The sequence below is a fragment of the Enterococcus sp. DIV0213h genome (assembly GCF_051711285.1).
Classification (GTDB): domain Bacteria; phylum Bacillota; class Bacilli; order Lactobacillales; family Enterococcaceae; genus Enterococcus_D; species Enterococcus_D casseliflavus.
On the sequence record NZ_JBIOMH010000001.1, the window covers coordinates 391951 to 404145 of the forward strand.

The 12195-nt window shown below is 45.8% G+C and carries 11 protein-coding genes and 1 other annotated feature; of the genes, 10 read left to right on the forward strand and 1 reads right to left on the reverse strand.

Annotated features, from left to right (window positions below; translation table 11 throughout):
- Positions 1-7 precede the first annotated feature (7 nt).
- From IGI77_RS01890 to IGI77_RS01915, 6 genes are all read left to right on the forward strand, one after another.
- Positions 8-856 (forward strand): chorismate mutase, encoded by an 849-nt coding sequence (locus IGI77_RS01890; protein ID WP_005227205.1) that lies wholly within the window; start codon positions 8-10, stop codon positions 854-856.
- The gene (locus tag IGI77_RS01895; RefSeq protein WP_005227206.1) at positions 853-1377 is read left to right on the forward strand and encodes a transcription repressor NadR; all 525 of its coding nucleotides are present in this window, start codon (positions 853-855) and stop codon (positions 1375-1377) included. Before IGI77_RS01890 ends, IGI77_RS01895 begins: the two co-directional genes overlap by 4 nt.
- A gap of 121 nt (positions 1378-1498) precedes the next feature.
- Positions 1499-1737, forward strand: a binding site (T-box leader).
- A 359-nt stretch (positions 1738-2096) separates the two neighbouring features.
- Entirely contained in the window at positions 2097-3173 is a 1077-nt protein-coding gene (locus IGI77_RS01900; protein ID WP_010748679.1) for a methionine ABC transporter ATP-binding protein, read from the forward strand.
- Complete coding sequence (locus tag IGI77_RS01905) at positions 3174-3854, forward strand: methionine ABC transporter permease (RefSeq protein ID WP_010748680.1); 681 nt, start codon at positions 3174-3176, stop codon at positions 3852-3854.
- Positions 3855-3906: 52 nt separating this feature from the next.
- Positions 3907-4746 (forward strand): MetQ/NlpA family ABC transporter substrate-binding protein, encoded by an 840-nt coding sequence (locus tag IGI77_RS01910; RefSeq protein ID WP_005227209.1) that lies wholly within the window; start codon positions 3907-3909, stop codon positions 4744-4746.
- A gap of 59 nt (positions 4747-4805) precedes the next feature.
- A complete protein-coding gene (locus IGI77_RS01915; RefSeq protein ID WP_015508853.1) occupies positions 4806-6014 on the forward strand; it encodes a M20 family metallopeptidase in 1209 nt (402 codons plus the stop codon).
- Between the two features lie 78 nt (positions 6015-6092).
- On the opposite strand, the gene def is transcribed toward IGI77_RS01915, so the two are convergent.
- Positions 6093-6656 carry a peptide deformylase gene (gene def, locus IGI77_RS01920; protein ID WP_005227211.1) on the reverse strand — a complete coding sequence of 188 codons (564 nt, stop codon included), beginning with the start codon at positions 6654-6656 and terminating at the stop codon, positions 6093-6095.
- Between the two features lie 246 nt (positions 6657-6902).
- Between def and IGI77_RS01925 the strand changes: the two genes are divergently transcribed.
- From IGI77_RS01925 to IGI77_RS01940, 4 genes are all read left to right on the forward strand, one after another.
- On the forward strand, positions 6903-7967 hold the full coding sequence (locus IGI77_RS01925; RefSeq protein WP_438769299.1) for a DUF871 domain-containing protein: 1065 nt from the start codon (positions 6903-6905) through the stop codon (positions 7965-7967).
- On the forward strand, positions 7960-8868 hold the full coding sequence (gene murQ, locus IGI77_RS01930; RefSeq protein ID WP_010748684.1) for an N-acetylmuramic acid 6-phosphate etherase: 909 nt from the start codon (positions 7960-7962) through the stop codon (positions 8866-8868). Before IGI77_RS01925 ends, murQ begins: the two co-directional genes overlap by 8 nt.
- A complete protein-coding gene (locus tag IGI77_RS01935; protein ID WP_438769301.1) occupies positions 8868-10880 on the forward strand; it encodes a glucose PTS transporter subunit IIA in 2013 nt (670 codons plus the stop codon). Before murQ ends, IGI77_RS01935 begins: the two co-directional genes overlap by 1 nt.
- A gap of 128 nt (positions 10881-11008) precedes the next feature.
- On the forward strand, positions 11009-12040 hold the full coding sequence (locus tag IGI77_RS01940) for an LPXTG cell wall anchor domain-containing protein (protein ID WP_086294464.1): 1032 nt from the start codon (positions 11009-11011) through the stop codon (positions 12038-12040).
- Positions 12041-12195 lie beyond the last annotated feature (155 nt).

The following is a 12195-nucleotide window of genomic DNA, read 5'->3' on the forward strand; positions in this document are numbered from 1 at the left end:
TTATGATATGACACAACGTACCGAAAAAGAGAAAATGATTGCTGGCGAATTGTACTTTTCCCCAGATCCAGAATTGGTGGCAGATCGAAAATATGCCCGTGAACAAATGAACCTGATCAACCAAGAAACTGATACAAAAATCAAAGAGCAGTTACTAAAAGAAACTTTCGGCTCTGTGACTGGTCGAATCTATATCGAACCGAATGTCCGCTTTGATTATGGCTACAATATTTCTGTCGGCAAAAACTTCTATGCTAACTACGACTGTGTGTTACTAGATGTTTGCCCGATTACCTTTGGTGACAATTGTATGCTGGCACCCAATGTTCGGTTGTTTACGGCGACTCATCCATTACATCCGGTCAAACGAAATAGCGGCTTAGAATTAGGGGCACCGATCGTGATTGGCGACAACGCATGGATCGGTGGTGCGGCCACGATTTTGCCAGGGGTCCGCTTAGGCAACAATGTCGTGGTAGGCGCTGGCAGTGTCGTTACCAAATCATTCCCAGACAATGTTGTGTTGGCGGGAAATCCAGCACGGGTCATCAAGACGATCGATTTAGAAGAAGAAAACAACCAGCAAGATCCTTTGGCTGTTCAGCGAGCAGCGATCGATGACATTGATTGGCAGCTCACGCATCTTTTAGAAAAACGTATGAGCACGGTCAACGAAATCGTACAATTGAAGAAAAGCAGTCAATTGCCAGTATTAGATGAAAATCGTGAAGAGAAAGTGCTGGAAAACATTCGGCAGGCGATTTCTAATCAAGCCTATGAAGAAACGATTTTGGCTATGTTTCAATCAATTATGAACCACTCAAAAACCTATCAAGAGAATCAATTGGAGGAATGAGTATGGATGGAGGAACACGTCGAGAAAACATTTTAGCGGCATTGAAGCAAGCGGACAAAGCGATCAGTGCCAGCAAACTGGCAGAATCCCTCGGAGTCAGCCGTCAAATCATCGTTGGGGACATTGCCTTATTGCGAGCAGCAGGTGAAGCGATTGTGGCTACGGCTCGCGGCTATCGTCTGCAAGCGCTGTTGGATGAGGCAGGGCATGTAAGTAAGCTAGCAGTGCAGCATCGACCTGAACAAACGGAAGAAGAATTGCGCATCTTTGTCGCTTGTGGTGTGGAAGTGGTCGATGTCATCGTTGAGCATGAGATCTATGGAGAGATCACTGGCAATTTGCAGATCCAAACAGACCAAGACGTGACTGATTTCATCAACAAAACCAAACATGCAGAAGCCCGCTTGCTCTCAGATTTAACCAATGGGGTACACTTGCATACGTTGCGCTACACCGATCCTGCGGCTCTGGAAAAAGCCAAACAACAGTTAGCAGAAAAAGGCATGCTCTATCAAAATTGAGGCGTAAATCATTCTGGCAAGGACGCTTTGCGGAAGTCTTGGCAAATCCTCAGATGAAAAAATTGTGATTTTTTGTTGACAAGGCGTTCATTTTCCAGTAAAGTACTCTTCAACAAGAATAATGAATCTGTTGAGAAGGAAAGTAACCGCGGATACTTCAAAGAGAGACTCTGGTTGGTGGAAAGAGTCAAGTCAGAAGCGATGAAAAATGGCCTTGGAGGATTGATTGTCGATAAGTAGGCAATCACGGATGCGCACTACCGTTACAAAGTGCACCAATCTCTAGCACGACTAGACGTTGGGTTGAGGGAAGGGAAACCTTCTAAACAAAAGGTGGTAACACGAGTATTCGTCCTTTTACTAGCAAACGCTGGTAAAAGGACTTTTTTTATACCCAAAATCAAATAGCACCACACACGAAGAATTGGTAAGTACAAAAGCACGTTTTTTCAACAGAGAGCTTCGGTAGCTGAAAAGAAGCATCAAACGACTTTTAGAAAATGGCCAAGGAGTGATTCGTTCCGAGCAGTAGTTTGCAAGGCGACGACGGTAGCGACCGTTATCTGGCTAGAGTATGATCGTACTCGAAAAGGAGCTGTATGCGAGTGCAGCTTAAACTGAGGTGGTAACACGCAAAAAGGCGTCCTCAAACAAGTCACAGGTGACTTGTTTGAGGATGCCTTTTTATATTGAAAAAGACAAGAACTAGGGGGAAGACGATGATTTCATTAAAAGACATATCAGTAACATTCAATCAACCAAAGAAACCCGCGATCCAAGCGGTCAAAAACGTATCGATCGAGATCGACAAAGGGGACGTTTACGGCATCGTGGGCTACTCAGGCGCCGGGAAAAGTACACTCGTCCGTGTGATCAACTTATTGCAGCGCCCAAGTAGCGGCAGCGTCGTCGTCAATGGTACCGAGCTGACCACGCTTTCTGCGAAAGCCCTGCGAGAAAAACGGAAAACGATCGGAATGATCTTTCAGCACTTCAACTTGATGGACAGCCGCAATGTTTTTGATAACGTGGATTTCTCCTTAAAATATGGGGGACGGTCCAAACAGGAACGTCATCAAAAAGTAACCGAGCTGTTAGCATTGGTGGGATTGGAAGAAAAAGCCCAAGCGTTTCCTAGCCAACTATCTGGAGGACAAAAACAGCGGGTCGCGATTGCCAGAGCGTTAGCGAATGATCCAGAGATCTTGCTTTGTGATGAAGCAACCAGCGCCCTTGATCCGAAAACGACCTTACAGATATTGGCTTTGTTGAAAAAATTAAATCGAACCCTCGGCTTGACCATCGTGATCATTACTCATGAGATGCAAGTCGTCAAAGAAATCTGCAACAAAGTGGCAGTGATGGAAGACGGCGAAGTCATCGAGCAAGGTTCAAGCGTTCAGATTTTCAGTCAACCAGAAAAACCATTGACCAAAGATTTCATCCGAACGGCGACGCACATCGACCAGGCCTTAGAAACGATCCTTGGCAGTTCGAAGTTTTCTTCCTTGGCACCAAATGAATGGCTGGTGGAGCTGTCCTACGTTGGCGATCAAACCAATGAACCACTGATCGCCCAATTGTACAGCCGCTACAAAGTGACCACCAATATTCTTTACGGCAACGTGGAGATCTTGCAAGAAGTGCCGATCGGCAGCTTAGTCGTTAGCTTATCTGGCGAATACCATCAGCGTAAACATGCCTTAGAATACTTGAAGGCTCAAGGAGTTTACACCAATATTTTAAAAGAAAATCATGCAGAACCATTAAACAATGTGATTAAAGGAGGATTTTAGATGGCTGCCTTATTAGAAAGATATTTTCCCAATGTTGTTGCGATCCAAGATGAATTTGTGACAGCAACGATCCAAACCTTGTATATGGTTTTTTGGACCTCTTTGATTGCGGGCATCTTAGGTATCTTGTTAGGGATCGTCTTGGTAGTAACTCGACCGAATGGGATTTTAGAAAATCGACCGCTCTTTGAATTTCTCGATAAAGTCATCAATGTGGTCCGCTCGATCCCCTTTATTATCTTATTGACGTTACTAGGAACCTTTACCCGATTCCTTGTTGGAACGACCATCGGCGAAACAGCAGCATTGGTTCCTCTGATTGCTGGGATCATCCCCTTCTTTGCTCGGCAGATCGAGATCGCCTTGCTAGAAGTTGACCCCGGTGTCGTAGAAGCAGCTGAAGCGATGGGCACCAGTCCTTTCGGTATCATTTTTCGGGTCTATTTACCAGAAGGCGTGGCGGGAATCATTCGGGTCTCTGCATTGACCGTGATCAATGTGATCGGATTGACCGCCATGGCAGGAGCTGTTGGCGCTGGTGGTTTAGGCAACTTAGCCATCACCCGCGGGTACAACCGATTCCAGACCGATGTCACGATCATGGCGACCTTGATCATCTTGGTATTCGTTTTTATCAGTCAATTTGTCAGCAACCTACTCATTAAACGAGTATCACACTGACCACCACTTACGTACAAATAAAAAATCAAGCAAGTCTATGGAGGAAGCAAAAATGAAAAAAATCGTACAATCAATCGTCTTAGGGGCAGCATTATTATTTATTACAGGATGCGGAAACAATGGCAGTGCCGCAGCCAATGACCAAGAAGAAGTGACGGTGAAATTAGGGGTGATCGGGGCGGACACCGACGTTTGGGATGATGTCAAGGATCGTTTGAAAGACGAAGGCATCAATTTAGAATATGTCCAATTCTCTGATTACAATCAACCCAATGCAGCTTTAGCTGATGGTTCCATCGACCTTAATTCATTCCAACACCAATTTTTCTTGGACAACTATAATGAAGAATTTGGTACTGATCTCGTATCGATCGGCAATACAGTCAATGCGCCATTAGGCATTTATTCCGACAAAGTGACGGATGTCAACGATTTGGCGGAAGGAGCTAAAGTTGCGATCCCTAATGATGTGACCAATGGTGGTCGGGCATTGCTTTTATTACAATCAGCTGGATTGATCAAAGTGGATGAAGCAGCCGGACAAACACCAACGGTCGCGGATATTACAGAAAACCGTTTGAACTTAGAAATTTCAGAACTTGATGCAGCGCAAACCGCCCGGGCACTTTCGGATGTCGATGTTTCGGTCATCAATAGCGGCATGGCGGTGGATGCAGGATTTGTACCAACCGAAGATGCGATCTTTTTAGAGCCTGTTGATGAAACGGCCCGTCCTTACGTCAACATCATTGCCGCCCGTAAAGAAGAGGAAGACAATGAAGTTTACCAAAAAGTGGTCGCTGCTTACCAAACAGAGGATACGAAAAAAGTCATCGAGGAAACGTCAAAAGGATCAAGCGTTCCTGCTTGGGAAACCTTTGGGGCAAAATAAGCACCATGTAATTTGATAAAAAAACTGAAAAAGCATGTATAAAAAGGAGAGATTTGATTATGACAACAGCAACTATTACGAAAGCAGCCATCAAACCATTTATCCAAGAGCGTTTAGCCGCTTATCAAGCCTTGGCATTAGATATCCACAATCACCCAGAAGTCAGCAACTATGAGTTTTATTCAGCCGATGCCCTGATCGCCCAATTAGAAAAAGAAGGCTTTGCTGTCAAAAAGGATGTGGCAGGCCATCGCACCGGCTTTGATGCCCGCTATGTCAGTGGGAAACCGGGTCCGACGATTGCCTTTTTAGCCGAGTATGATGCGTTACCTGGCATCGGTCATGCCTGCGGACACAATCTCTTCGGGACTTATTCCGTCTTAGCTGCCAGTGCTCTGCAACCTTTCATCGATGAGCTAGGCGGGGAGATTCGAGTCTATGGGACGCCAGGAGAAGAAGGTGGAGAAAATGGTTCCGCTAAAGGCAGTTTTGTCCGTGAAGGGTTCTTCGATGATGTCGATGCCGCTCTTTGTGTCCATCCAGCCCATCGCTATGGCAAAACGACGGCTTCATTAGCCAATGATCCAGTGGATATCAAGTTCTATGGTCGGGCTTCCCATGCGGCAGCTGCACCAGAAAAAGGCATCAACGCGTTAGAAGCATTGCTGCAAGTCTTTAACGGGATCAATGGGTTGCGCCTGCATTTACCAAAAGACGTCAATATTCATGGTGTGATCACCGATGGCGGCGTGGCAGCCAATGTCGTGCCAGAATATGCAGCCGGTCGTTTTTATTTACGAGCTGCCAATCGAGCAACCTTGAATGATGTCTACGAGAAAGTCGAAAACATCGTAAAAGGAGCCGCTTTAGCTACGGGAGCGACCTATGAATTTGGTTTGTTCCAAAACTCCGTCGACGATGTGATCGTGACACCAAGTTTTGATGAGATCTTCTTCGCCCATGCCCAAGAAGCGGGCGTACCTGCCGATGAGATCGATACGGAAGCCAAAACAAGCCTTGGTTCGTCTGATGTCGGCAATGTCAGCCAAGTGATCCCGACGATCCAACCCACTGTTTCGATTTCAGATGATTACATTGCGGGGCATTCGGAAGAATTCAAAGCCGCTGCCAAGAGTGAAAAAGGCTTGCAATCGATCGCCATCGCGGCGGAACTTTTAGCGCTGACGGCATTAGACCTTTTTGAGCAGCCAGCGTTATTAGAAAAAATCAAAGCCGATCATCAAGAAAGCCTAGCGAAAGGCAATTAATGCCAAAACCGTGAAGGAAGATAGTCAATAGTATAGAAAAAAAGTCTCTGCCGCAAAATGTCGGTAGAGACTTTTTAGTTAGTCGATGACTAAAATGCCTTCTTTCAATGAAAAAGGATTTTGTTGATTGATATGATCGTAGAACATGACCCCGTTCAAATGATCGATCTCATGCTGAACGACGATCGCAGGATAGTTTTTCAAACGAACTTTTTTCTTTTTGCCGTTGATGTCGTAATAGCTGATCGTGATCCGGGCATGGCGTACCACGTAGCCAGGGACTTCACGGTCCACGGACAGACAGCCTTCGCCTTCACCCAAACAAGCTTCTTGCACGGAATGACTTAAAATTTTGGGGTTGTATAGAACATCTTTAAAATCAGGTTCTGTTTTTTCTGGGTCGCTACTAGGGACGAGGACCGCTGTGATTCGTTTTGAAATATCTAATTGAGGAGCTGCTAGACCAACGCCGCCTCTTAATTCAAGTTCTTCTGCCTTGACTGGGTCTTGGCTGTTTTCTAAAAAGGTCATCATTTCTTTTCCTAGTGCGATATCTTCTTCGCTCAAAGGAAAAGGTACTTCTTTTGCTACTTCACGCAAGGTTGGATTGCCTTCGCGAATAATATCATCCATTGTAATCATTGATGATGTGATTCCTCCTACTATGTAAAAATGACGAAAGCAAGTTTCGTTCCTAATAAAGTGTACCATAAGTGTAGAAAGAAGGGCATAAGAAAGTTTAAACGGTAAAGCTTTCTTATTAAATGAAACGATATTTCTATATTAATGATTTAATTATGAAATATAGTTGCGAATGGGAAAAGAATCAGTTATAATGCTTTTATAGAAAACGGTATCACGAAAGTGACCCATCAAGGAGGCAAAGAGATGTTCGGCTTTTCTGTATTTATGAACGAAGACTTGACGGCAGCAGAACTTGAGCAGATGACTGCGATGGCATCAGGCTTTAAAGGGATTTTCACCTCCATGCACATACCAGAAGATGATCGCAGTACTTTTCGGCAGCGTTTGACGGACTTGGGAGGTTTCGCAAAAGACCATCAGCTGTCTTTAATGGTAGATATTTCTGGAAACGCATTAGCAGAAGCGGGCTTTTCCATCGACAATCTGGCGGAACTAAGGGAGATCGGTGTCACTGGTTTACGAATGGATTATGCGATCGACAATCAGCAAATCGCAGCTTTTTCAAAAGAAATGACCATCAGTTTGAATGCCAGTACATTGACGGAAAAAGACATTCGAGAGCTGCAGGCGTATGGAGCCGATTTTACTCGTTTGGAAGCTTGGCACAATTATTACCCCCGACCAGAAACGGGACTGGATGTTGGCTGGTTTCAGGAGAAGAACCGCTGGTTGAAAGCACAAGGCTTTTTCGTCCAAGCCTTTGTTCCAGGGGATGCCAAGAAACGCGGACCGTTATTTCAAGGATTACCCACACTGGAAAGACACCGCAACTGGTCGCCTTTTGCCGCAGCGATCGACTTATTGGCAACTGGCTCAGTCGATGCTGTTTACATTGGCGATGGCATGGTTTCTGAAAAAAGTGCCCAGCAGTTTGCGACGTATCTGCAAGAAGCGCGGATCGTTTTGCGGGTCAAAGATCTTGGTTCCACTTACTTTGAACACGTCTTAGGGAATCACCAAAATCGTTACGATGAAGCTCGGGATGTCTTGCGCAGCGCCGATGCCCGTTTCAATGCCATTCCAGAAGTCAAACCTGAACTTAGTCAAGAGCGGCCAGTGGGGGCTGTGACGATCGATAACCAAGAGTACTTGCGCTATATGGGAGAGATCCAGGTGTGCAAACGACCTTTGCCGGCAGACCCAAAAGTCAACCTCGCCGCTCAGGTGATACCAGCCGATCTGCCGTTGATCCAACAAATCAAAGCAGGGATGCGATTTAAATTAGAAAGAGATGATTCCGATGAATAAAATCAATTTAGACAAATTAACGACCGAACGACGCAATAGTGAAACGAGCAATTTAGATGAAATGACGATTTTAGAAGCGTGTCAAAAAATGAACCAAGAAGATCAAAAAGTTGCCTATGCGGTGGAAAAAGAAATTCCTAGTATTGAAAAAGTGATTGAACAAACCATCGTCGCTTTTAAAAAGGGCGGACGCTTGATTTATCTTGGCGCTGGGACGAGTGGTCGATTAGGGGTCTTGGATGCGGCCGAATGTGTCCCAACCTTTGGGGTATCACCTGAGATGGTGGTCGGTCTGATCGCCGGTGGCGAAGAAGCGATGACGGTCGCTGTCGAAGGAGCAGAAGACTCCTTAACGCTAGGCAAACAAGACCTTGTCGATTTGAAGTTGAACCAAAATGATATGGTGATCGGGATCGCTGCCAGTGGCAGAACCCCTTACGTGATCGGGGCGCTTGACTATGCCAATGAGCTCGGTGCCACAACGGCTACGATCGCTTGTAATAAAGACGCGGAGATCTCTCAGCATGCCAGCTTTCCAATCGAGGTCGATTGTGGACCAGAATTTCTGACAGGTTCGACTCGTTTGAAATCTGGGACTGCCCAAAAACTGATTTTGAATATGATCTCGACGTTATCGATGGTAGGGATCGGCAAAGTCTACAATAATTTGATGGTCGACGTGAAAGCGACCAACGAAAAATTGGTGGAACGCTCAAAACGGATCATCATGCAGGCGACTGAAGCTGATTATGAAACAGCCGCCGCGGCATTTGAAGAAGCAGATCAGAATGTCAAATTGGCGATCGTGATGCTGTTGACTGATAGCACGAAAGACGAAGCACAAGCAAAACTTGCCACGGCACAAGGGTTTGTCAAAACGGCGTTAGGAGGAGAAAAGTAATGGCAAAAGAAACACTGACGGTAGAAGAGTTAGCGGAGAAGATTTTTCAAGAAGCCGGCGGAATGGACAACGTAGAAACAGTCAATCACTGTATGACTCGCGTACGAATGACCGTCCGCGACCACGACAAGGTCGATCAACAAGGGTTAAAAGAGATTCCCGGTGTGATGGGTGTGGTCAATGATGAGCAGCTGCAAGTCATTATCGGACCAGGGAAAGTCAACAAAGTAGCCAATGCAATGGTGGCAAAAGCTGGTGTTGATTTAGGGCAAGAGATCCCACCGCAAAAATCAGGCAAAGAGGCGTTATCAGAAAAAACGGCAGAGATGAAAGCAGCCCAAAAAGCCAAACAAAAATCATCGCCATTAAAGTCGCTGCTGAAAGATATTTCTAATATCTTTGTTCCAATGATTCCAGCCTTCGTTGGTGCAGGACTCGTCGCAGGGATCGCTTCTGTTCTGACCAACATGATCACGGCTGGCCGATTAGATGGAGATACTTGGAATTATTATGTCATGATTTTAAACGTCCTCAGAAATGGGATGTTCACCTATTTAGCGATCTTTACTGGGGTCAATGCAGCGCAGGTCTTTAAAGCCAATCCCACCCTTGGTGGCGTGATCGGTTCGATCATCTTGCTGACAGGTATGAACCCAGAAGCCCCGATCCAAAACTTGTTCACTGGCGAAGCTTTAGCTGCCAACCAAGGAGGGATCATCGGTGTGATCTTCGCAGTATGGCTTTTGGCGAAATTAGAGGCAGTGCTGCATCGAGTGATTCCTGAAGCAATCGATATTATCGTGACCCCGACGTTGTGTTTGCTGATCATCGGTTTGACGGAGATTTTCTTGATCATGCCATTGGCAGGTCTGATCTCTGACAGCTTAGTCGGTTCGATCACTTGGGTCTTGAACGTGGGCGGTGCTTTCTCTGGGTTTGTCTTAGGGGCGGCCTTCCTACCAATGGTCATGTTTGGTTTGCATCAAATTTTGACCCCGATCCACATTCAAATGATCGAAGCAACAGGCAGCACGCAATTATTACCGATCTTAGCCATGGCTGGTGCTGGTCAAGTCGGTGCAGCTTTAGCCTTATGGGTACGACTACGTAAAGACAAAGAGCTTTCTGAAATGATCAAAGGTGCATTGCCAGTTGGGATCTTAGGCATCGGCGAACCATTGATCTATGGAGTGACGTTGCCATTAGGTCGACCATTTATCACTGCTTGTATTGGTGGTGGGATCGGTGGTGCGGTCATTGGCGCTTTGACAAATATCGGCGCAACGGCGATTGGACCATCAGGGCTAGCTTTGATCCCCTTGATTGCCAACGGCCGTTGGATGGGCTATATTTTCGGCTTGTTAGCAGGCTATGCTGGCGGCTTCGTTGCCACCTACTTCTTTGGGATTCCGAAAGATCGCTTAGAAGCAGTCAAAGAAAGCGAGGCAGAAGAAGCAAAACCAGCTGCAACCGTTACTGTGCAACCGCAACCAAAAGAAACGAGTGAAACGGCTGCAAAGGAAATGACAGCAACTCCATCAAAAGAACCGATCGATACCCCTTTATACGCAGTAGCCACAGGCACGACAAAAGCGATCAGTGCATCAAGTGATCCGGTATTTTCGCAAAAAATGATGGGCGACGGGTATTTCGTCTTGCCAGACAATGGTGCGATCTATGCACCAGCAGCAGGAACCGTCACGACGATTTTTCCCACGAAACATGCATTGGGGATCAAGACTGCCAGCGGGCTAGAGATTCTGCTGCACATGGGTGTTGACACCGTCGAATTGCAAGGAGCACCTTTTGAGATCCTGGTGGAGGAAGGCCAAGCCGTGACACCAGCTACCCAAGTTGCCCAAGTCGATTTGGCACAGTTGACGGCTAAAGGCAAAGCTTCTGAGATGCTCGTGATCATCACCAATATGGAGCAAGTAGCCAATATCGAAGGGTTACCAGGAACAGAAACAAAAGCGGGTCAAGCCGTCATGCATGTGGCAACGATAAAATAATGTTAAAACCTCTATCGGATAAAGATAGAGGTTTTTTTTAAGAAGTTACTAAATAGATTGCGAAAAATTTTCCTTTATGTTACAGTTTCGTTACAAAGGGAGTGATCCCATTCGAGGAGGCAATGAGGATGAAAAAAATAATTTGGTTCGGACTAATGACGCTGGCTTTTTCACCACTGATGGTTCATGCAGATGAAACAGCTACGAGTGAAAGTGGCAATCAGGCTGCCGTTAGCGAGACGCTTTCATCAGAGGAGCAATCAGGAACGGATCAGACACAAGCTGCTGTCCAAGAAAGTACAGTAGAAAATCAAGAGACGGATCAATCCGCTGCTTCAGAAACTACGACTACCGAGAATCAAGAACCAGTCGATTCCGAAGCTGTTATTGCCTCGATCCAAGCAGAGACGGGGACGCAAGATGTCAGTGAGATCAACACGTTAGCCGATGAACCTAGTTCGCTGCGTAGCGCCTTAACCCAAGGGATCACTGAAGGAAGTGTGACCGCATTTACCCAAGAACAGTTGGACCAGTTGACAGATGAAGAATTGACCAATGGCAATCGCCTGGCGCTACGTTATTCCAGTGATGCGATGGGCTTTGATATTGCTTACTTAGCAAAAATCATCGGTGCCTTGTTTGTCGATCAGACGTTATCCTGGGAAGCCATTGAGCCGCAATTGGCTTTTGATGCAAATAGCTACGCCAGTTTTGCTGACTTGATTCCTGTTGTGGATCAGCTGCAGGAATATTTACGGGTCGTCTATCCAGCAGACGGAGTCTTTTTACATTTGAATCAAGCCGTTTCCAACGAATGGATGATCTCAATTTTGACCAATTTAAATCAGATGGAACAAGAGATGCAAGTCGATCCAGGTGCCTTTGTCCCAGGACGGATCTCTTATATCATTCAAGCGGCAAATGATTCCATGTATCTGCCTACAGGCACGCAAACGAGTACGACTGAAGAAGCGACCGCAACATCGACGAGTGCTCAAGAAACAGCGACAACGACTTCTTCGAAAGAGGCCAACGCTACTGCCGATGGTGAAAAAACATTACCTAAAACCAATGAAGCGCCAAGCTATACCTTACTGATCGCAGGTGTTATCCTGCTGCTGATCGTTTTCTTGATTCTATGGCGCCGCAAGAAAAAATGATTGTTATTTATAATCGTCAGAATGAAAAAATAGCAACCTTCGTTTTCCATCAGGGAAACGAAGGTTTTTTGTTTTCAGAAATTTCATTGGTTATTTCTTTTCAAATAACGCCCTTTATAAAAAGACCAGAATCGATTCCTTCATAAAAAAGTCAA